The organism is Hydrogenophaga sp. ZJX-1 (assembly GCF_048590325.1).
Lineage (GTDB): Bacteria > Pseudomonadota > Gammaproteobacteria > Burkholderiales > Burkholderiaceae_C > Hydrogenophaga.
Genome location: NZ_JBMBRA010000006.1, coordinates 210,277 through 231,985 on the forward strand (window position 1 = coordinate 210,277; position 21,709 = coordinate 231,985).

17 protein-coding genes are annotated in these 21,709 nt (G+C 64.2%); 6 read left to right on the forward strand and 11 right to left on the reverse strand.

Translation table 11 applies throughout. The features are described from left to right. The first annotated feature begins 101 nt into the window (after positions 1 to 101). Positions 102 to 1,310, forward strand: a complete 1,209-nt coding sequence (locus ACN5W5_RS17955) for an amino acid aminotransferase (protein WP_420049838.1) — start codon at positions 102 to 104, stop codon at positions 1,308 to 1,310. A 69-nt stretch (positions 1,311 to 1,379) separates the two neighbouring features. On the opposite strand, the gene ygiD is transcribed toward ACN5W5_RS17955, so the two are convergent. After that, a complete protein-coding gene (gene ygiD / locus ACN5W5_RS17960; protein ID WP_420049839.1) occupies positions 1,380 to 2,198 on the reverse strand; it encodes a 4,5-DOPA dioxygenase extradiol in 819 nt (272 codons plus the stop codon). Positions 2,199 to 2,500: 302 nt separating this feature from the next. On the opposite strand from ygiD, the gene phaZ reads away from it, so the two are divergent. After that, entirely contained in the window at positions 2,501 to 3,976 is a 1,476-nt protein-coding gene (gene phaZ / locus ACN5W5_RS17965; RefSeq protein WP_420049840.1) for a polyhydroxyalkanoate depolymerase, read from the forward strand. Between the two features lie 46 nt (positions 3,977 to 4,022). Continuing rightward, positions 4,023 to 4,685: an electron transport complex subunit RsxB gene (rsxB, locus tag ACN5W5_RS17970; RefSeq protein WP_420049841.1), complete on the forward strand. Its 663-nt coding sequence runs from the start codon at positions 4,023 to 4,025 to the stop codon at positions 4,683 to 4,685. 24 nt (positions 4,686 to 4,709) lie between these two features. Here rsxB and ACN5W5_RS17975 read toward each other — a convergent pair whose 3' ends face one another. The 8 genes from ACN5W5_RS17975 to scpA all read right to left on the reverse strand — a co-directional run bounded on the left by ACN5W5_RS17975 (position 4,710) and on the right by scpA (position 15,642). Next, positions 4,710 to 7,025, reverse strand: coding sequence for a methyl-accepting chemotaxis protein (locus tag ACN5W5_RS17975; RefSeq protein WP_420049842.1), 2,316 nt, complete (start codon positions 7,023 to 7,025; stop codon positions 4,710 to 4,712). Between the two features lie 99 nt (positions 7,026 to 7,124). Next, on the reverse strand, positions 7,125 to 7,412 hold the full coding sequence (locus ACN5W5_RS17980; RefSeq protein WP_420049843.1) for a hypothetical protein: 288 nt from the start codon (positions 7,410 to 7,412) through the stop codon (positions 7,125 to 7,127). Between the two features lie 274 nt (positions 7,413 to 7,686). Beyond that, positions 7,687 to 8,175: a VOC family protein gene (locus ACN5W5_RS17985; RefSeq protein WP_420049844.1), complete on the reverse strand. Its 489-nt coding sequence runs from the start codon at positions 8,173 to 8,175 to the stop codon at positions 7,687 to 7,689. Between the two features lie 3 nt (positions 8,176 to 8,178). Further along, positions 8,179 to 8,769 (reverse strand): class I SAM-dependent methyltransferase, encoded by a 591-nt coding sequence (locus tag ACN5W5_RS17990; protein WP_420049845.1) that lies wholly within the window; start codon positions 8,767 to 8,769, stop codon positions 8,179 to 8,181. An 83-nt stretch (positions 8,770 to 8,852) separates the two neighbouring features. Continuing rightward, the gene (locus ACN5W5_RS17995; protein WP_420049846.1) at positions 8,853 to 10,901 is read right to left on the reverse strand and encodes an acetyl-CoA carboxylase biotin carboxylase subunit; all 2,049 of its coding nucleotides are present in this window, start codon (positions 10,899 to 10,901) and stop codon (positions 8,853 to 8,855) included. A gap of 21 nt (positions 10,902 to 10,922) precedes the next feature. Then, entirely contained in the window at positions 10,923 to 12,455 is a 1,533-nt protein-coding gene (locus ACN5W5_RS18000) for an acyl-CoA carboxylase subunit beta (protein WP_420049847.1), read from the reverse strand. Positions 12,456 to 12,484: 29 nt separating this feature from the next. Continuing rightward, on the reverse strand, positions 12,485 to 13,489 hold the full coding sequence (gene meaB, locus ACN5W5_RS18005) for a methylmalonyl Co-A mutase-associated GTPase MeaB (RefSeq protein WP_420049848.1): 1,005 nt from the start codon (positions 13,487 to 13,489) through the stop codon (positions 12,485 to 12,487). Beyond that, positions 13,486 to 15,642: a methylmalonyl-CoA mutase gene (scpA, locus tag ACN5W5_RS18010; protein ID WP_420049849.1), complete on the reverse strand. Its 2,157-nt coding sequence runs from the start codon at positions 15,640 to 15,642 to the stop codon at positions 13,486 to 13,488. Before scpA ends, meaB begins: the two co-directional genes overlap by 4 nt. Positions 15,643 to 15,783: 141 nt before the next feature. On the opposite strand from scpA, the gene ACN5W5_RS18015 reads away from it, so the two are divergent. The 3 genes from ACN5W5_RS18015 to ACN5W5_RS18025 all read left to right on the forward strand — a co-directional run bounded on the left by ACN5W5_RS18015 (position 15,784) and on the right by ACN5W5_RS18025 (position 18,805). Then, the gene (locus tag ACN5W5_RS18015; RefSeq protein WP_420049850.1) at positions 15,784 to 16,419 is read left to right on the forward strand and encodes a GntR family transcriptional regulator; all 636 of its coding nucleotides are present in this window, start codon (positions 15,784 to 15,786) and stop codon (positions 16,417 to 16,419) included. A gap of 99 nt (positions 16,420 to 16,518) precedes the next feature. Then, entirely contained in the window at positions 16,519 to 17,409 is an 891-nt protein-coding gene (locus ACN5W5_RS18020) for a Dyp-type peroxidase (RefSeq protein WP_420049851.1), read from the forward strand. A gap of 109 nt (positions 17,410 to 17,518) precedes the next feature. Next, positions 17,519 to 18,805: an NAD(P)/FAD-dependent oxidoreductase gene (locus tag ACN5W5_RS18025; RefSeq protein WP_420049852.1), complete on the forward strand. Its 1,287-nt coding sequence runs from the start codon at positions 17,519 to 17,521 to the stop codon at positions 18,803 to 18,805. Between the two features lie 31 nt (positions 18,806 to 18,836). Here ACN5W5_RS18025 and ACN5W5_RS18030 read toward each other — a convergent pair whose 3' ends face one another. Together ACN5W5_RS18030 and ACN5W5_RS18035 are read right to left on the reverse strand one after the other, a co-directional pair. Beyond that, positions 18,837 to 20,405 (reverse strand): SpoVR family protein, encoded by a 1,569-nt coding sequence (locus tag ACN5W5_RS18030; RefSeq protein WP_420049979.1) that lies wholly within the window; start codon positions 20,403 to 20,405, stop codon positions 18,837 to 18,839. Further along, positions 20,405 to 21,673, reverse strand: a complete 1,269-nt coding sequence (locus tag ACN5W5_RS18035; RefSeq protein WP_420049853.1) for a YeaH/YhbH family protein — start codon at positions 21,671 to 21,673, stop codon at positions 20,405 to 20,407. Before ACN5W5_RS18035 ends, ACN5W5_RS18030 begins: the two co-directional genes overlap by 1 nt. Positions 21,674 to 21,709: the final 36 nt, after the last annotated feature.

A 21,709-nucleotide genomic window follows, 5' to 3' on the forward strand; every position in this document is an offset into this window, starting at 1 on the left:
TGGCGGTCGAACCCGACAGCCTACCGCAATCGACGCACCGCTGCCACTCGGCTTCCGACCCCCTTTCTTTTCGCGCACCCTTCCACTTCAGGACCTCTGACATGTCTTTGTTCACCGCCGTCGAAATGGCCCCCCGCGACCCGATCCTGGGTCTGAACGAGCAGTTCGCTGCCGACACCAACCCCAACAAGGTCAACCTCGGCGTTGGCGTGTATTTCGACGACAACGGCAAGTTGCCTTTGCTGCAGTGCGTGCAGGCCGCTGAAAAGACGATGATGGAAAAGCCCACGGCCCGTGGCTACCTGCCGATCGACGGCATCGTGGCCTACGACAACGCCGTCAAGGGCCTGGTGTTCGGCGCCGACTCCGACGTGGTCAAGAGCGGCCGCGTGGCCACCGTGCAGGCCATTGGCGGCACCGGCGGCCTGAAGATCGGTGCCGACTTCCTGAAGAAGCTCAGCCCCAATGCCACCGTGCTGATTTCCGACCCGAGCTGGGAAAACCACCGTGCGCTGTTCACCAACGCCGGCTTCAACGTCGACACCTACCCCTACTTTGACCAGAGCGCCAACGGTGGCCTGGGCGGCATCAACTTCGACGGCATGCTGGCCAAGCTGAACGCCGCCGCCGAGGGCACCATCGTGCTGCTGCACGCCTGCTGCCACAACCCCACCGGCTACGACATCACCCCGGCCCAGTGGGACCAGGTGATCGCCGTCGTGAAGGCGCGCAACCTGACGGCGTTCCTGGACATGGCCTACCAGGGCTTTGGCTACGGTATCGCCGAAGACGGCGCCGTGATCGGCAAGTTCGTGGCCGCCGGCCTGAACATCTTTGTGTCGACATCGTTCTCCAAGAGCTTCAGCCTCTACGGCGAGCGCGTGGGCGCCCTGAGCGTGGTGGGCAGCAACAAGGAAGAGACCGACCGCGTGCTCAGTCAGCTGAAAATCGCGATCCGCACCAACTACTCCAACCCGCCCATCCACGGTGGCGCCATCGTGGCCGCCGTGCTGGGCAACCCCGAACTGCGTGCGCTGTGGGAAAAGGAACTGGGTGAAATGCGCGTGCGCATCAAGGCCATGCGCCAGAAGCTGGTCGACGGCCTGAAGGCTGCCGGCGTGCAAAAGGACATGAGCTTCATCACCACCCAGATCGGCATGTTCAGCTATTCGGGCCTGTCCAAGGACCAGATGGTGCGCCTGCGCAGCGAGTTCGGCGTCTACGGCACCGACACCGGCCGCATGTGCGTGGCCGCGCTCAACAGCAAGAACATCGACTACGTCTGCCAGGCCATCGCCAAAGTCATCTGACCCGGTTGAACCTGAAAGAAAGGCCACTCATTGAGTGGCCTTTCTGTTTCTGAAGCCCATGGAGCCCGATCACCCCCAGATGACCGAGCGCATGGAAATGGAAGCCGCCTGGAAGCTGTCGTTGAAGAACCGGGGTGCTTCGCCCGCTTCCACCGCCCCCGCGGCGTACAAGAGGGGCAGGTAGTGGTCCCAAGTGGGGTGGGCCATCTGGGCCAGCGGGCCCAGTGCACGGAATCCATCCAGGGCCTCCAGCCTCCCTTCGGCGATGTGATCGCCCGTGATGCTGTCAAACTCGATCGCCCAGTCGTAGGCCTGGTGGTCGGCGGCCTCGCGGCGAATGGCGCGCAGGTTGTGCACGATGTTGCCGCTGCCCACGATCAGCACACCCCGGTCTCGCAGGGCGCGCAGCTGCTGTCCCAGCTCAAAATGTTCGGCCGGCGGACGGCTGTAATCCATGCTGAGCTGGATCACCGGGATGCTGGCATCCGGAAACATGGGCTTGAGCACCGACCAGGTGCCGTGGTCCAGACCCCATTCCAGATCGTCCAGGCCCAGCGGCGCCCCGCTGCCCGGCTGCGACACGGCCGCGCTGATCGCCCGCGCCATCGCGGGCGATCCGGGTGCCGGGTAGCGCTGGTCGAACAGCGCCTGCGGAAACCCGCCGAAATCGTGGATCGTGCGCGGATCGTCCATGGCGGTGAGTTGCCAGCCGCGCGTGATCCAGTGGGCGGAAATGCACAGGATCAGGCGCGGGCGTGGGCCCCGTTCCAGCAGTTCGGTGCCCAGCACCTCCCAGCTGCGCCGATAGGCGTTGTCTTCGATGGCATTCATGGGACTGCCATGCCCCAGAAACAGCACTGGCTGGCGTTCGGACAGGGGCCAATCCATCAACGTGTCCAGACGGGAAACGGTCGAAACCGGTGTGGAGGATTGGGCGGCAGAGGTCAGACTCATGGGAATTCCCAACGCGGTGGCGGCAAGGGCGAGGCCGGAATGGATCAGAGGGCGGCGTTGCATGAAGAGGATGGGTTCGTGGATCGGCTGTGGATCGATGCCACAACAGCCAGAAAGCTCAATATGGATTCTTTCACGAAGGTGACAACCCGCCAGTGAATTTAGGTGTTTTCACTCTCACGCGCCCGAGCGCATACTGTTATATTGCACTGCAACATAACGGAAGAATCAGTCCCATGCTTTACCAGATTTACGAAACCCAGCGCTCCATCATGGAGCCGTTCGCTGACCTGGCCGAAGTGGCTTCCAGGCTCTACAACAACCCCGCTCTGCCACTGGCCCAGTTGCCCCTGGCGCAGCGCATGTCGGCGGGCTACGACCTGATGCACCGGCTGGGCAAAGACTACGAAAAGCCCGTTTTCGGCATTCACACGGTCGATGTGGATGGGGTGGATGTTGCGATCCACGAGCGCGTGGAGCTTGACAAACCATTTTGTGAACTGCGCCGCTTCAAGCGCTTCTCCGACGACACCGCGACCCTGGAGAAGCTGAAGGGGCAGCCCGTCGTGCTGGTGGTGGCACCGCTGTCCGGCCACTACGCCACGCTGCTGCGCGACACCGTGCGCACCATGCTCAAGGACCACAAGGTCTACATCACCGACTGGAAGAACGCCCGCCTGGTGCCCCTGTCCGAAGGTGAATTCCACCTCGACGACTACATCAACTACGTACAGGAATTCATCGAGTACCTGCAAAAGGGTTACGGCAACTGCCACGTCATGAGCGTGTGCCAGCCCACCGTGCCGGTGCTGGCCGCAGTTTCGCTGATGGCCAGCCGCGGCGAGATGACGCCGCTGTCCATGACCATGATGGGCGGCCCCATCGACGCCAGCAAGTCGCCCACGGCGGTCAACAACCTGGCCACCCAGCGCAGCCACAGCTGGTTCGAAAACAACGTGATTTACCGCGTGCCGAGCAGCTTCCCCGGTGCCGGACGCCGCGTCTACCCTGGTTTTCTGCAGCACACCGGTTTTGTGGCCATGAACCCCGACCGCCACGCCACCAGCCACTACGACTATTTCAAAGACCTGATCAAGGGCGACAACGAGAGCGCCGAAAACCACCGCCAGTTCTACGACGAGTACAACGCGGTGCTCGACATGGACGCCGACTACTACCTGGAGACGATCCAGACCGTGTTCCAGGACTTCAAGCTGGTCAACGGCACCTGGGACGTGAAATCCGTGAAAGGCAAGATCGAGCGCGTGCGTCCGGAGGACATCAAGACCACCGGCCTGCTCACGATCGAAGGCGAGCTCGACGACATCTCCGGCTCGGGCCAGACGGCCGCCGCCCACGACCTGTGCACCAGCATTCCCAAGACGCACCAGATGCACTACGAGGCCAAAGGTGCGGGTCACTACGGCATCTTCAGCGGCCGGCGCTGGCGCGACATGGTGTACCCGGTGGTGAAGACCTTCATCCTGTCTCACCAGCCCAAACCGGCGCAGGCAACCGCTGCTGTCGCTTCGACCACACCCGCTGTGGTGGCCAAACCCACCGCGCGCGCCGCCAAACCGGCCCAGGCCAAGACGGTGAACAAGGTGGCAGCGCCCGTCGCCAAAGCATCGCCGGTCAAAGCCGTGGCCAAGCCCGCGACCAAGACCCCGGTCGCCGCCGCCAAACGCAAGACCCCTCCCCGCGCCGCTTGATGGCGTGCGGGCCGGGGAGCGCCCTGCTCCCCGGTATATTGGCGACATGAACGATCTCGCCCGGCGCATCGACGCCGCCTTGCCCCAGACCCAGTGCACCCGCTGCGGCTACCCGGACTGCGCCAGCTACGCCAAAGCGGTTGCCGCAGGGGAAGCCGGCATCAACCAGTGCCCGCCCGGCGGCACAGAAGGCATCGAACGACTGGCCAGCCTCACCGGCCGAAGCACGTCACCGCTGAACCCGGGCAACGGGATCGAAGGACCGCTCACCCTCGCAGTGATCGACGAAGACTGGTGCATCGGCTGCACCCTGTGCATCAAGGTCTGTCCGACCGATGCCATCGTCGGCAGCAACAAGCGCATGCACACCGTGATCGAGCCCTTCTGCACGGGTTGTGAACTCTGCCTGCCGGTCTGTCCGGTGGACTGCATCTCGCTGGAGATCGTCAGTGGCGAGCGCACCGGCTGGCAGGCCTGGACCACAGAACAGGCCGCCCAGGCCCGCCAGCGCTACGACGAACGCAAGCTGCGGCTGGCCCGCGAGCAGGTCGAACACGATCAGGTGCTCGAAGCCAAGGCCCGTATGAAATTCGCCGATCTGGAGGCCCACTCGCGGCACACCGATCCGGTCGTGCTGGACAAGAAGCGCGCCGTCATTGAAGCGGCGCTGGAGCGTGCGCGGGCCAAACGCCAGGCCAGCGGCACTTGAGCGTCACACCCGTCGGGGCATCGTTCACTGGAGGCTCAACGACTTGTAGACGCCGCAGCCCAGGTACAGGTCGTCCACCCGGGTGACATACGACATCTTGGTCTGGATCGCACCACTCTGCGGGTTGACGATGTCGTACTCGACCCAGCCAGGCTCCAGTTCCGCCTGTGCCACGATGCTGTCCAGCAGCGCCTGGCCATCGATGCCGGCGATTTCCTGTACCCGGGAGCCCACTTTTTCCGGTTTGCCACCAAACGCCAGGTAGGCACCCTGACGGTCGAGCACAAAGACGTACATGTCCCGATCGAAGAACGGGCCGTCTGGCGCACTCAGTTCGCGCAGGAAGGTATCGCGCCCGGTGGTTCCACGGAAGTCCAGCGCCTGATCAACCAGGGTCATCGCTTCTTCGGCGGTGCCCTGCTGCAACATGAAGGACGACACGGCCCGGGACAGATTGGCCGCGCGGTCCTCCAGCTGGTTCGCCTGGACCACGGCGCGCTCCACCATCTGGGCGTTGCGCTGCGTGATCTCGTCAAGCTGGCTCACCGCCGATGACACCTGGATCAGGCCGGTGCTCTGCTCGCCACTGGCGGCCGAGATGAGCGACATGTTGGCCGCCACGCCGCGCACGCCGTTGACGATCTCGGTCATGTTGCCGCCCGCCGCGCGGATCTGCTTCACGCTCGCCGCCACCTGGATGGCCGACGCCTCGATGAGCTGCCGGATCTCTTTGGCCGAGGCCGCCGAACGCTGGGCCAGCATGCGCACCTCGCTCGCGACCACCGCAAATCCGCGCCCCTGTTCGCCGGCCCGTGCAGCCTCCACCGCGGCGTTCAAGGCCAGGATGTTGGTCTGGAAGGCCAGGCTGTCGATCACGCCGATGATCTCGTTCATCTGTTGAGCGCTTTTCTGGATGATCTCGACCGAATCCACCGCCCGCCCCATGGACTGCGCACCGGATTCGGCCACATCGCGCACCCGCGCCGCCTGCGAGTCGGAGTCGCTGGCCGTCTCCGCGTTCTGGTGCACGGTGCTGGAGAGCTGCTGCACGCTGGCGGCCGTCTCTTCCAGGTTGGCCGCCTGTTGTTCGGTGCGGTCCGCCAGGTCGCGGTTGCCCAGCGCCAGGCTCTTGCCCGCGTGCGCCACCAGCGCCGAGTTGCTGCGCACCTCCGCCACCATCGACGACAGGTTGCGGATCATGCCTTCCAGGAGACCGGCCAGATCGGACAGCTCGTCGTTCCCCCGGATCTTCACGCGGGCCTGCAGGTTGCCGGCGGCCGTCTGCTTCATCACGGCCAACACATCGCGAAAATCGATCACGAAGCTGCGGTAGAACGACAGCAGCAGGAAGAGCAGCAGGCCCAGACCGAACAGCGCAGAGCCCACCACAATCTGGCGTTGCCATTGCAGGTTGCCGGCGCGTTCGTCCAGCAGCGCATCCAGCCTTTGCAGCACGGCGGTCTGGTGCGCGCGGATCGCCGCAATGGTCTGCGTGCCCGCATCGAAGTAGGCCTGGCTGCTGATGCTGCCGGCCGTGTCGAACGCCTGGCGCGCGGTCTGTACAAAAGCTTCAGTCGATGCCAGTGCGGCCTCACCATGCAGATCGTTCTGGTCGTGGCGGGCAGCGAAGCCCATGGCAAAGCGGATGTCCTGCGTTTCGACGCCGAGCATGTCGAGTTGCAGGCGCAGGCCACTCACCACGTCGGCCTGCGGCTCGGGCAGGCTGAGCTGCCCCGCCCCCAAGCCGCGCAGGCGAGCCACGGCTTCGCTCCAGCCAATGGTGCGAGAGACCACCATGTCCATCAGGAAATAGGTGGCCGCCTTCGGATCGAACAGCAGCTGGGACCGTTCGCCCGTGGTGTAAATCAGTTGCCGCAGCTCGCTCACCACGGCGGTGTGCCGGGCAAATGCGTCGACCGGGTCACCGTTTTCGATCGATGGCAGCTTCTCGATGCGCGTCTGGAGGTCTTGCCATTCGGTTTCAAGCCCCATCCGGGGCAACTCGTCCACCAGCGCCCGTGTAGCGGCCAGTGACCGGGTCAGTTCGCCACGGGTCTTGTCGAGTGCGCCGCGCACAGCGGTGTTGCCCGACAGCAGCATGTTCGTCTGCCCCCGATGGGTCTGCACGGACTGCACCACATCGGCCATGAGCGAAATCACCCGCACACCGTCGGCTTCGTTTTCGGCGAGGCGGATGTCCTCACCCAGTCGCTGAATCAGCAAGACGCAGATGACCAGCAAGGGCACGACCAGCACCGACGACAAGACGCCCAGCTTGGTGGGCAAGCGGAGGCGGCGCATCAGCCAGATGCCTGGCGCCAAGGGTGAGTAGTGGAACATGCGCGAAGGTCTCCTGAGTCGGTGGTACTTTGAGGGTTTATCGGTCCGTTTCCCCGGGGCCTTGAACTTTTTCGGCCACCGGAGCAGCCAAATGGCCCATCAGTGCCTGGCAGGAATCCCGGACTGCCGGGCCTCAAAGTGCCGGAACAGCTGCTCCACCATCAGGTGAAGCGTGTCGTCGGCCAGGTTGTGGGCATGGGCGAGCTGTTCCAGTGCATAGCGCCGGTCGCACAGCATCAGCGCACGGCTGACGCACATGCCGTGGCTGGCCATGCGCAAGGTGAAGGTTTCCAGCAATTCCCGCGGCCACGGCAATGCCAGCTCACGCTCGCGCCATGGGGGCTGTCGCTGTGACCAGCGGGCGTCGTCTTGTTCCAACAATGGCATGGCAGCGGGTGGCTCCGCACCGATGGACGAGGGTGACTGCATCGAGCACATGGAAAGTCCTTCCTTGATGAAATCCAGCCCTGCGACAACCGGACAACCGGCTTTTTCTGGCGAACTTGTGATGTCTCAAGGGTATCGGCCATCCAACCCACGGATGTACCGAACAAACGGTGGAAAACCACCCTGCTCCGTGGTTCTCACCCCGCACAGGCAAAAAAAGGGCCCTGCAGGTGCGAACACCTGCAGGGCCGGTCTCCTCCGGTCCGTCAAACCATCAAGCCGCGGCCGCCAGCCTGTCGAAGGCGCTCACCACCTCGGGCGGTGCCTGCACCAGCTCGATCAACACGCCTTCGCCTGCAACAGGGAACTCATCGTTCGCCTTCGGGTGCAGAAAAGTGATGTCAAAACCCGCCGCACCCTTGCGGATACCGCCGGGCGCAAAACGCACGCCGTTGGCCGTGAGCCACTGCACCGCCAGCGGCAGGTCGTCGATCCACAGACCGATGTGGTTCAGCGGCGTGGCGTGCACCGCGGGCTTCTTCTCGGGGTCCATCGGCTGCATGAGATCGACCTCGACCTTGAACGGGCCGCTGCCGATGGCGCAGATGTCTTCGTCCACGTTCTCGCGCTCGCTTTTGAAGGTGCCGGTGACCTCCAGCCCGAGCATGTCGACCCAGAGTTTCTGCAGGCGCTGTTTGTCCGGTCCGCCGATGGCGATCTGCTGGATGCCCAGCACCTTGAAAGGACGTTGTTGTGGTTCCATGAGTCAGTGAATGCCGTTGTTGAGTGAATGAGGGACCTGCTCCAGCGTCCAGACGGTGGCCGGTGGCAGGTTGGCCCAGACCGAGGCCGCGCGCCGCCAGCGCCAGCCGGGCGGAATGCCGTCAAACGGGCGCAGGTGCGGCGACGCATAGGTGTACTGGACCAGGCGGGAATCGGGTTGGCGCGAGACCAGCGCCAGCATGGCGTCGATGCACAGGCGCGCCTCGTGCGCCGGCATCGACAACAGGGGCAGCGACGACACCAGCGTCACCGGCGCATCGGCTCCGATGGCCAGCCGGTCAACGCGGGAAGCACAGTGGTTGAGCACCTCGACCTCGGGAAAAGCGATGCGCAGCAGGCCAGCGAAGTCGGGATCGAGTTCGTAGACCACGAATCGGTCCAGGGCCTGCGCGGCGGTCGCCAGTCGGCGGGTGATGGCCCCGGTGCCGGCGCCCACCTCGATCAGCACCCGAGGTGAACCGCGCAGCGCCTCTTCGCAAACCGCCTGGGCCAGCGCCCGGGACGCGGGGGCAATGGCGCCCACACGCCGCGGGTTGCGCAGACAGCCCAGAGCGAAAGCCAGACCATGGTCCATGCGACACCCCTCAAAGCCAACGGGAATCGAAGGGTATCCCATTTTCGCCAGGCTTGTCTCTGTCCCGTTGCGACCAGCCGGGATCAGCCGAATTCGACGATCGGCTGGTCGACCACCAGCGATTCGCCTTTGGCGGCCAGCACCTTGGAGACCACGCCGTCGGCCGCAGCGAACAGCACGTTCTCCATCTTCATGGCCTCGATCACCGCCACGCGCTCGCCGGCTTGCACCTTCTGGCCCACCTGCACCGCCACGTCGACCAGCAGGCCGGGCATGGGCGAGAGCACGTATTTGCTCATGTCGGGCGGCGCCTTGAACGGCATGAGCTTGTGCAGCTCGGCCATGCGGGCAGACACCACCACGGTTTCGATGCGCGTGCCGTTGTGCTGCACCACCAGGGCCAGCGGGTTGCGCAGCGTGCCACGCTCCACCTGAGCGGTGAAGGGCTGACCGTTGCATGCGCCGGTGATGCAGACGTCGTTCAGGCGCGAGGGGCTGCTGATGGCAAAGCGCTTGCCCTCCACCGTGACCACCGCGGAACCGACCTGCCCCACCACCTCGTCCACGTGCACCGCCGTATAACGGTTTTCGCCGCCAGTCCCCAAGGTAATCACACTGAAGTCGTGGCCGACCTTGACGCCGTAACCTGGCAGCTGGCCGGTCAGACCCGCTGCGCGCTCGCGCGACTTGCGGCGCACGAAAGCGGCCAGCGCGACCAGGAAGTCGGCGTCGTCATGCGGCACGTCTTCGGCACGGAAGCCATGCGCGTAGTGCTCGGCGATGAAGCCGGTGTTGAACTCGCCGCTGACGAATTTCGGGTGCGCCAGCAGCGCGGCCTGGAACGGGATGTTGCTGCTGATGCCACGGATCACGAAGCCGTTGAGCGCCTCGCGCATCTTGGCAATGGCCTCGTTGCGGTCCTTGCCGTGCACGATGAGCTTGGCGATCATCGAGTCGTAGTACATCGGGATCTCGCCACCATCGACCACGCCCGTGTCCACGCGCACGCCGAACAGGTCGGCGGTGTTGGACTGGTGCATGGTCTGCGCCGGCGGCTGGAAGCGCACCAGACGGCCGGTGCTGGGCAGGAAGTTGCGGAACGGGTCTTCGGCGTTGATGCGGCACTCGATGGCCCAGCCGTTGCGCTGCACATCGGCTTGTGTCAGCGGCAGCTTCTCGCCGGCCGCCACGCGGATCATCAGCTCCACCAGATCGACACCGGTGATGCACTCCGTCACCGGGTGCTCCACCTGCAGGCGGGTGTTCATTTCCAGGAAATAGAAGTCCTGGTCCTTGCCCACCACGAACTCCACCGTGCCCGCGCTCTGGTACTTCACGGCCTTGGCCAGCGCCACGGCCTGCTCGCCCATGGCCTTGCGCGTGGCGTCGGAGATGAAGGGTGACGGAGCCTCTTCGATCACCTTCTGGTGGCGGCGCTGGATCGAACACTCGCGTTCGTTCAGATAGATCACGTTGCCGTGTGAATCGCCCAGCACCTGGATCTCGATGTGGCGCGGCTCCAGCACGTATTTCTCGATGAACACACGGTCGTCGCCGAAGCTGTTGCGCGCCTCGTTGCGGCAGCTGGTGAAGCCCTCGAAGGCCTCCTTGTCGTTGAAGGCCACGCGCAGGCCCTTGCCGCCGCCGCCGGCCGAGGCCTTGATCATCACGGGGTAGCCGATGTCCTTGGCGATCTCGACCGCGCGTTCTGCGGTTTCGATGGCGTCGTTCCAGCCCGGGATGGTGTTGACCTTGGCCTCCAGGGCCAGCTTCTTGGAAGCGATCTTGTCGCCCATGGCCGCTATGGAGAAATGGCGCGGCCCGATGAAGGCGATGCCTTCGTCTTCACAGCGCTTGGCGAAGGCCTCGTTTTCCGACAGGAAACCGTAGCCGGGGTGGATGGCCTGCGCGCCGGTGGCCTTGGCCGCGGCGATGATCTTGTCGGCAACGAGGTAGGATTCGCGCGATGCGGCCGGACCGATCAGCACAGCCTCGTCGGCCAGCTGCGCGTGGCGCGCTTCCTTGTCGGCTTCGGAGTAAACGGCCACGGTTTTGATGCCCATCTTCTGGGCGGTGGCGATGACGCGGCAAGCGATCTCGCCACGGTTGGCAATGAGAATTTTGGTGAACATGTTCTTGTGCTCCTCGGGTGCTCAGAGTGGGATATTGCCGTGCTTGCGCCAGGGGTTCTCGATCTTCTTTTCCTTGAGCATGACCAGCGAGCGGCAGATGCGTTTGCGCGTCTCGTGGGGCAGGATCACATCGTCGATGAAGCCGCGCGCGCCCGCCACGAAGGGGTTGGCGAAGCGGGCCTTGTATTCGGCTTCGCGCCCGGCCAGTTTGTCCGGGTCTTTCTTCTCTTCGCGGAAGATGATTTCCACCGCGCCCTTGGCACCCATCACCGCGATCTCGGCGTTGGGCCAGGCGAAGTTCACGTCGCCGCGCAGGTGTTTGGAGGCCATCACGTCGTAGGCACCGCCGTAGGCTTTGCGCGTGATCACGGTGATCTTCGGCACGGTGCACTCGGCGTAGGCGTAGAGCAGCTTGGCGCCGTGTTTGATGATGCCGCCGAACTCCTGGCTCGTGCCAGGCATGAAGCCGGGCACGTCGACGAAGGTGATCACCGGGATGTTGAAGGCATCGCAGAAGCGCACGAAGCGCGCGGCCTTGATGGAGCTCTTGATGTCCAGGCACCCCGCCAGCACCAGCGGCTGGTTGGCCACGATGCCCACCGTCTGGCCGTCCATGCGGGCGAAGCCGATCAGGATGTTCTTCGCGTACTCGGGTTGCAGTTCGAAGAAGTCGCCGTCGTCCACCGTCTTGACGATCAGCTCCTTCATGTCGTAAGGCTTGTTCGGGTTGTCCGGCACCAGGGTGTCCAGGCTCAACTCCATGCGGTCGATCGGGTCGCCGCTGGGGCGCACCGGCGCTTTTTCCCGGTTCGAGAGTGGCAGGTAGTTGTAGAGCCGGCGCAGCATCAGCAGCGCTTCCACGTCGTTCTCGAACGCCAGGTCGGCCACGCCGCTCTTGGTGGTGTGCGTCACGGCACCGCCGAGCTCTTCGGCGGTCACTTCCTCGTGCGTCACGGTCTTCACCACCTCGGGGCCGGTCACGAACATGTAGGAGGAATCCTTGACCATGAAGATGAAGTCGGTCATGGCTGGTGAATACACCGCGCCACCTGCCGATGGGCCCATGATCATGGAGATCTGGGGAACGACGCCGGAGGCCATGACGTTGCGCTGGAACACGTCGGCATAACCGCCGAGCGAGGCCACACCCTCCTGGATGCGGGCACCGCCCGAATCGTTCAGGCCGATCACCGGTGCGCCCACCTTCATGGCCTGGTCCATGATCTTGCAGATCTTCTCGGCGTGCGCTTCGGAAAGCGCGCCGCCGAAGACCGTGAAGTCCTGGCTGAACACAAAGACCAGGCGGCCGTTGATCATGCCGTAGCCGGTGACCACGCCGTCGCCGGGGATCTTGTTGTCCTGCATGCCGAAGTCGGTGCAACGGTGCTCGACGAACATGTCCCACTCTTCGAACGTGCCCTCGTCCAGCAGCACCTCCAGCCGCTCACGCGCGGTGAGCTTTCCCTTGGCGTGCTGCGCGTCGATGCGCTTTTGCCCACCGCCGAGGCGGGCTGCGGCGCGCTTTTGCTCCAGTTGGTCCAGGATTTCTTGCATGCGTTTTCTCCAGAAAAATCGGTTTTGATTCAATCAAACAGTTCAAGCAACTGGCGCGCGGCGGTCGACGCTGGCAGTTCACCGGCCAGCACCCGGCGGGTGGTCTCGTCGAGCCGTGCACGGATCTGTGGGTGCTCACGGAAACGTTGTTTCAGGCCGGCGTCGATGCGCTCCCACATCCAGGCGCCCGCCTGGTGCTGGCGGCGCGCAGCGAGCCGGCCGTTGGCGGTCTGCACGGTGCGGAATCTGGACACCTCGGCCCAGAAGCTGTCCACGCCCTGGTTGTGCAGCGCGCTGATCTGGATCACCTGCGGGTGCCAGATCTTGTCGTCGTGGTGGGCGTGCTCCGGATGACCGTGCAAACCGAGCAGGCGAAGGCTGGACGTGATCTGCGCGCGGGCTCGGGTGGCGGCGTCGGGGTCGATGTCGGCCTTGTTGATGACCACCAGGTCGGCCAGTTCCATCACACCCTTCTTGATCGCCTGCAGGTCGTCGCCGGCGTTGGGCAGCTGCAGCAGGCAGAACATGTCGGTCATGTTCGCCACCGCCGTCTCGCTCTGGCCCACACCCACGGTTTCCACCATCACGATGTCGTAGCCCGCGGCTTCGCAGACCAGCATGGCTTCGCGCGTCTTCTCGGCCACGCCCCCCAGCGTGCCGCTGCTCGGGCTGGGGCGGATGTAGGCCTTCTCGTGCACGCTCAGGTGCTCCATGCGGGTCTTGTCGCCCAGGATGGAGCCACCCGACACGGTGCTGGAGGGGTCGATGGTCAGCACCGCCACGCGGTGGCCCAGCCCAATCAGGTAAAGCCCCAGCGCTTCGATGAAGGTGCTCTTGCCCACGCCGGGCACGCCGCTGATGCCGAGCCGGAACGATTTGCCGGAGTGCGGCAGCAGCGCTGTCAGCAGCGCATCACCTTGGGCACGGTGGTCGGCGCGGGTGGATTCGAGCAGCGTGATGGCCTTGGCCATGGCGCGGCGCTGAACAGCGCCGGCCCCGGACAGAACACCGGCCTGCAACTCGGAGGGAATCACGCAAGCGCCTTCTTGATCTGCTCCAGGACGTCCTTGGCGCTGGCCGGGATCGGGGTACCGGGACCGTAGATGCCCTTGACGCCCGCCTCGTACAGCATCTCGTAATCCTGGCGCGGGATCACGCCGCCTACGAACACGATGATGTCGTCGGCGCCCTGCTTCTTCAGCTCGGCGATGATGGCGGGCACCAGGGTCTTGTGACCGGCGGCCAGCGTACTGACGCCCACGGCGTGCACGTCGTTCTCGATGGCCTGGCGGGCGCATTCTTCGGGCGTCTGGAACAGCGGACCCATGTCCACGTCAAAACCCAGATCGGCGAAGGCCGTGGCCACCACCTTGGCGCCGCGGTCGTGGCCGTCCTGGCCGAGCTTGCTGATCATCACGCGCGGGCGGCGGCCTTGCGCAGTGGCAAAGTCGTTGATCTCGCCCTTCAGGGCGTCCCAGCCTTCGGCGGAGTCGTAAGCAGCAGCGTACACACCGGTCACCTTTTGTGTATCGGCGCGGTGGCGCCCAAAAACCTTTTCCAGCGCATCGCTCACCTCGCCCACGGTGGCGCGCAGGCGCATGGCCTGGATGCACAGGTCCAGCAGGTTGCCCTGGCCGGACTCGGCAGACGCGGTCAGCGCGTTGAGCGCCGCTTCCACTTTGGTGGTATCGCGATTCGCCTTGATCTGCTTCAGGCGAGCGATCTGCCCGTCGCGCACAGCGACATTGTCGATGTCGCGAGCCTCGATGGCGTCTTCGGTCTTGAGCTTGTACTTGTTGACACCGACGATCACGTCCTTGCCCGAGTCGATGCGGGCCTGCTTTTCGGCCGCCGCCGCTTCGATCTTCAGCTTGGCCCAGCCGCTGTCCACGGCCTTGGTCATGCCGCCCATGGCTTCGACCTCTTCGATGATGGCCCAGGCCTTGTCGGCCATTTCCTGCGTGAGCGACTCCATCATGTAAGAGCCGGCCCAGGGGTCTACCACATTGGTGATGTGGGTCTCTTCCTGGATGATGAGCTGGGTATTGCGGGCGATGCGGGCGCTGAACTCGGTCGGCAGGGCGATGGCTTCGTCAAACGAGTTGGTGTGCAGGCTCTGCGTGCCACCGAACACCGCAGCCATGGCTTCGATGGCGGTGCGCACCACGTTGTTGTAAGGGTCCTGCTCGGTGAGCGACCAGCCGGAAGTCTGGCAGTGGGTGCGCAGCATCAGGCTCTTGGGATTCTTGGCGTCAAAGCCCTTCATGATGCGCGTCCACAGCAGCCGGGCCGCGCGCATCTTGGCAATCTCCAGGTAGAAGTTCATGCCGATCGCCCAGAAGAAGCTCAGGCGCCCGGCGAACCCGTCCACGTCCATGCCCTTGGCGATGGCGGTCTTCACGTACTCCTTGCCGTCGGCCAGGGTGAAGGCCAGTTCCAGCGCCTGGTTGGCGCCCGCCTCCTGCATGTGGTAGCCCGAGATCGAGATCGAGTTGAACTTCGGCATGTGCTGGGCCGTGTACTCGATGATGTCGCCGATGATCTTCATCGACGGCTCGGGCGGGTAGATGTAGGTGTTGCGCACCATGAACTCTTTCAGAATGTCGTTCTGAATCGTTCCGCTCAGCTTGTCCTGCGACACGCCCTGCTCCTCGGCCGCGATCACATAGCCGGCCAACACCGGCAGCACGGCGCCGTTCATGGTCATGGACACCGACACCTTGTCGAGCGGGATCTGGTCGAAAAGGATCTTCATGTCTTCGACCGAGTCAATCGCCACGCCCGCCTTGCCCACGTCGCCGGTGACGCGCGGGTGGTCGGAGTCGTAGCCGCGGTGCGTGGCCAGATCGAACGCGACCGACACGCCCTGCCCACCCGCGGCCAGCGCCTTGCGGTAGAAGGCGTTGGATTCTTCGGCGGTGGAAAACCCCGCGTACTGGCGGATGGTCCACGGGCGCACCGCGTACATGGTGGCCTGCGGGCCGCGGATGAAGGGCTCAAAGCCCGGCAAGGTGTTGGTGTGAGGCAGGTTCGCCGTGTCTTCTGCCGTGTACAGCGGCTTGACGGATATGCCATCGGGTGTGAGCCAGTTCAGCGCGTTCACGTCACCGCCGGGCGCGGACTTCTGGGCCGCCTTGGTCCAGGCTTCGAGGGTGGCGGGGGCAAATTCGGGCTGTTTGTGGCTCATGGCAGGCAAGTACTTGTAACGACGGAAGGGAGACTTGGGAGCGCCGGCGATTTTATATCATTCATAATTATTGATGCAAAATATTCCTGCGGTCTTACAATCAGCAGCCCGTCACACACCGTTTTCTCAACCACTCGCCCCATGTCCGCCCTGTCCCTCGCCCCCCGCGCCCTGTATGAAGAAGTCGCCGAGCTGCTGCGCCAGCGCATCTTCAGCCGCGAGCTGGAGCCCGGCAGCTGGATCGACGAGCTCAAGATCGCCGAGGAATACGGCATCAGTCGCACGCCGCTGCGCGAAGCGCTCAAGGTGCTGGCGGCCGAAGGCCTGGTGACCATGAAAGTGCGCCGCGGTGCCTACGTGACCGAAGTGTCCGACAAGGACCTCGCCGACGTCTACCACCTGCTGGCTCTGCTGGAGTCGGACGCTGCGGGTGTGGTGGCACAGCGCGCAACCGACGCCGAACTCGCCGAACTCCAGGGGCTGCACGCCGAGCTCGAAGCCGCCGCAGACGACCGCAACCGCTTCTTCGCCCTGAACGAGCGGTTTCACATGCGCCTGCTCGAACTCGCCAGCAACCGCTGGCGCGAGCAGATGGTCGCCGACCTGCGCAAGGTCATGAAGCTCAACCGCCACAACTCGCTGTTCAAGACCGGGCGCATCGACGAGTCGCTCGCCGAACACCGCGCCATCATGACCGCCCTGCTCGCGCGCAACGCCGCGCTGACCCAGCAGCGCATGCACGAGCACTTCCAGAACGGGCTCGAAGCCGCAACCTGAGCGACCGCAACGAAAGCGTGCCTGCACGCTGATAGATTCCGGTCATAGGCCCTGCGGTTCATGGCGACCCGCAGGCGTGAAGATCGACTGGAACGACCCATGACCCTTGCCCATCTGGCCCAACCCGGCATTCTCGAACCCATTCCGGCCCAAGGCCGTTACCTCACCTGCCAATTGCGCGTCGGCGCAGACCCGCGCGCCGTGTTGCGCCGGCTGGCCGGTCAGTCAGACGGCCAGCTCACCATTGTGGGGCTGGGAGCATCGCTGGTTCGCGAACTGGATGTGTCGATCCCTGGCCTCAAAAGCTTCCGAGGCATCGACGGTGCGCGCGTCAAGCTCCCTGCCACACCCGCGGACCTGTTCATCTGGCTGCGCGGCACCGACCGCGGGGACCTGTTGATCCGAAGCCGCCAGCTGGAAGCCTTGATGGCGCCGGCATTCGACGTGCAGGACATCACCGATGCCTTCATTCACGACAACGGCAGGGACCTGACCGGCTACGAGGACGGAACCGAAAACCCCCAGGGCGAGGAGGCCGAAGCCACCGCTTTGCTGCCAGAAAGCGCCGGGCTGCTGGCGGGCAGCAGCTTTGTCGCGGTTCAGCGTTGGCGCCACCACATGAGCCGCTTCGATGCCATGTCCAGGCAGCAACAGGACCACGCCATCGGCCGGGAACGTGACAGCAACGAGGAACTGGACGACGCGCCCGAATCGTCCCATGTGAAGCGCACCGCGCAAGAGAACTTCGACCCCGAGGCCTTTGTCCTGCGGCGCTCGATGCCCTGGGCAGAGGGCAACCAGGGAGGGTTGGTGTTTGCCGCCTTTGGCTGCTCGTTCGATGCATTTGAAGCGCAGCTGCGCCGCATGTCTGGCGCCGAAGACGGCATCGTCGACGCGCTCTTTGATTTCACCGAGCCTGAAACGGGCGCCTATTTCTGGTGCCCACCGGTGGCCAACGGCGGAATTGATCTGCGCGCCATCGGGCTCTGACCAGCCAAGGGTTTGTCCGGGGAGCGGACTTGACAATTGTCAAACAACATACCCCCTGGGGCATGCATCATTCACGTGACTGAAACATCGACCACTTGGAGACAAACCCATGGCTCACATTGTCATTTTGGGCGCCGGCCTCGGCGGCATGCCCATGGCCTACGAGATGAAAGCGCTCGCCCGCGCCGGTGACACCGTCACCGTCATCAGCGAAGCCCCCAAGTTCCATTTCGTCCCGTCCAACCCCTGGGTGGCGGTGAACTGGCGCACCCGCAAAGACATCGAGGTCGACATCGCCCCGGCGCTGGCCAAAAAAGGCATTCAGTCCATCATCCAGCGCGCCAAACGGGTCCACCCGGACGCCAACCAGATCGAGATGGAAGACGGCAGCCGGGTGGACTACGACTACCTCGTCATCGCCACCGGCCCCAAGCTCGCGTTTGACGAGATCGAAGGCCTGGGTCCGTATGGTGGCCACACGCAGTCGATCTGCCACGTGAGCCACGCCGAAACCACGAAAACGGCCTGGGATGCGTTTGTGCAGGCGCCCGGCCCCATCGTGGTGGGTGCCGTACAAGGCGCTTCGTGCTTCGGCCCGGCCTACGAGTTCGCGATGATCATGGACACCGACCTGCGCAAGCGCAAGATCCGCGACAAGGTGCCGATGACCTTCGTGACATCCGAACCCTACATCGGCCACCTGGGCCTGGGCGGCGTGGGCGACTCCAAGGGGATGCTCGAGTCGGCCATGCGCCAGCGTCACATCAAGTGGATCTGCAACGCCAAGACCACCAAGATCGAGGCCGGCCAGATGCACGTCACCGAGCACGACGACCAGGGCAGACCCGTCAAGGACCACGTGCTGCCCTTCAAGCACTCCATGATGCTGCCCGCCTTCAAGGGGGTGGACGCGGTGTTCGGCATCGAGGGCCTGACCAATCCGCGCGGTTTCATCACCATCGACGAGCACCAGCGCAACGCCAAATTCAAGAACATCTTCAGTGTGGGCGTGTGCGTGGCGATTCCGCCGGTGGAAGTAACGCCCATCCCCTGCGGCACGCCCAAGACCGGCTACATGATCGAGTCCATGGTCACGGCCACGGCGCACAACATCCGCGAACTGCTCGACGGCAAGGAGCCCACGCACCACGCCACCTGGAACACGGTGTGCCTGGCCGACTTCGGCGACACCGGTGCGGCCTTCGTGGCGCTGCCACAGATCCCGCCACGCAACGTGAGCTGGTTCAGCGAAGGCAAGTGGGTGCATCTGGCCAAGGTGGCGTTCGAGAAGTACTTCATGCGCAAGATGCAGAAGGGCACGTCCGAGCCAATCTACGAAAAGCTCATCATGGACTTCATCGGCATCACCAAGCTCAAGGGCAAACAGGGCCCCTGACGCTACGCGGGCACTTGGGTGGCAAGTGCCCTCAGTGGCGCGGCGGCTCGGCTTCCCAGCGCTGCACGACCTTGCCGTGGTTGTCCACACTTTCGAGCTGAACCTTGAAGCCCCACAGGCGGGACACGTGCTTGAGCACCTCCCGGACGTCGTCGCTCAAGGGCCGGTCGTGCTGGCGGGTGTGGCGCAAGGTGAGCGAACGGTCGCCTCGCACGTCCACATTCCACACCTGGATGTTGGGCTCCCGTTCGCTCAGGTCGTGTTGCCGCGCCAGCGCTTCGCGCACCCGCCGGTAGCCCGCCTCGTCGTGAATGGCGACCACCTCCAGCTCCAGTTCGGCCGCGTCGTCGACGATCGAAAACAGCCGCATCTCGCGCATGAGCCGCGGTGAAAGAAATTGCCCGATGAAGCTCTCGTCGCGGTAGTTCCGCATGGCGTGATGCAGTGTCGACAGCCAGTCACTGCCCGCCAGATCGGGAAACCACTGCCGGTCTTCCAGCGTGGGGTTTTCGCAGATGCGCTTGAGATCGCTGAACATGGCGAAGCCCAGCGCATACGGATTGACACCGCTGTAACCCGGATGTCCCACCGGCAGCTGGCAGACCACGTTGGTGTGCGAGCGCAGGAACTCGATCATGAAACCGTCGGTCAGGCGGCCCTCGTCGTAGAGGGCGTTGAGCAAGGTGTAGTGCCAGAACGTGGCCCATCCTTCGTTCATCACCTGGGTCTGGCGCTGCGGGTAAAAATACTGAGCCACCTTGCGCACGATGCGCACCACCTCGCGCTGCCAGGGTTCCAGCAGCGGCGCGTGTTTTTCGATGAAATACAGCAGGTTCTCCTCGGGTTCCGGCGGGAAACGCCGGCTGGACTTTTCCACCTGCTTGTCCGATCCCTTGGGCAGCGTGCGCCAGAGGTCGTTGACCTGCTGCTGCAAATAGGCCTCGCGCTCCTTGCGCCGCGCCTCTTCCTCCGCCAGCGAAGGCTTCTGGGAACGCCGGTAGCGGTCCACGCCCTGGCTCATGAGCGCGTGGCACGAATCCAGCAATTCCTCGACCGCTTCGATGCCATGCAACTCCTCGCACTCCGAGACATAGTTTCGGGCATAGACCAAGTAGTCGATGATGGACTCGGCGTCGGTCCACATGCGGAACAGGTAGTTGCCCTTGAAGAACGAGTTGTGGCCGTAGCAGGCGTGCGCGATCACCAGCGCCTGCATGGTCATGGTGTTCTCTTCCATCAGGTAGGCGATGCAGGGATCGGAGTTGATCACGATCTCGTAGGCCAGCCCCATCTGACCGCGCCGGTAGTGTTTCTCGGTCGCAATGAACTGCTTGCCGAAGGACCAGTGGCGGTAGTTGACCGGCATGCCCACCGAGGCGTAGGCATCGATCATCTGTTCGGCGGTGATGACCTCCAGTTGCACCGGGTAGGTGTCCAGTCCGAAGTCGCGGGCCACACGCGCAATCTCCGCGTGGTAGGTCTCTATGAGTTCAAAGGTCCAGTCCGATGGACAGGGCAAGGGCTGCCGGTCCCGGCCCGCGGGAGCGGGATCACCGCCAACCTCGGGCACCGGTTCCCGCGGGACATCTTCGACGTGCATCATGAGGTACCTGCCTTCCTGAACAGCTCGCGAAACACCGGGTAGATGTCGGCGGCGTCGGTGATCCGGCGCATGGCAAAGTTCGGCTCGTTCCGGCGCACCTGGTCATACTCTTCCCAGAGGTTCTGCTCGTCGCCAGCCACCTGCACATAGGCGTAGTAGCGCACCAAGGGCAGCAGCTTCTGCTGCAACAGATCCCGGCACAGCGCCGAATCCTTGTACCAGTTTTCACCGTCCGAAGCCTGGGCGCCATAGATGTTCCAGTCGCCCGGCGGATAGCGCGCCTGGATGACCTCGTGCATCAGCGTCAGTGCGCTGGAAACCACCGTGCCCCCGCTTTCGGTCGCCTGGAAAAATTCGGTTTCCCCCACCTCGGCGGCCTGTGTGTGGTGACGGATGAACACCACATCGGTGCGTTCGTAGTGCCGTTGCAGGAACAGGTAGAGCAGGATGAAAAACCGCTTGGCAATGTCCTTGCGTTCCTCATCCATCGAGCCCGACACATCCATCAGGCAGAACATCACCGCCTTGGCGGTCGGCTGTGGAATGCGCACCCGGTTGCGAAACCGGAGATCGAGGGGATCGAGAAACGGAATCCGGCGCATCCGGCGTATCAAGGCCTCGATGCGCTGCTGGAGCGCATGAATTTCCGCGCGCGGCGTGCTGTCCAGCCGCTCGGCTTTGGCCAGTGCGTCCTGCAATTCGCGCAGGTGCTGCCGCAGTTCACCGCCCATGGCGATGCGCCGGCCCAGCGAGGTTCGCATGGAGCGCACCACGTGCAGACTCGCCGGGTTGCCCGCCGACACGTAGCCCGCGCGCTGCGATTTCCACTCGGGTGCGTCGGGCAGCAATTGCGTGCGCACCAGATGCGGCAGGGCCAGGTCGTCAAAGAAGATCTGCATGAACTCGTCGCGCGTGATGCGGAAGACAAAATCGTCTTCCCCGCCACCGTCCTGACTGCCCCGTCCGCCTCCGCCCGCGCCACCCGATGGTGGCCGACCGACACGGTCGCCCCGCACGTACTCGCGGTTGCCCGGGTGCACCGTCTCGCGCACGCCACCCTGGCCGTGACCAAACACCGGCTCGGACACGTCGCGCCGGGGCAGCGTGATGTCTTCGCCCTGCTCGATGTCGCGGATGCTGCGGCCGGACACCGCCTTCTTCACCGCATCGCGGATCTGGTCGCGGTAACGGCGCAAAAAGCGCTCGCGGTTGCCGATGGACTTGTTCTTGCCCGACAGCCGGCGATCGACGATCTGCTGCAGCATGGAGACCCGCCTTTCTGGTATTCGGGACAACGGCCC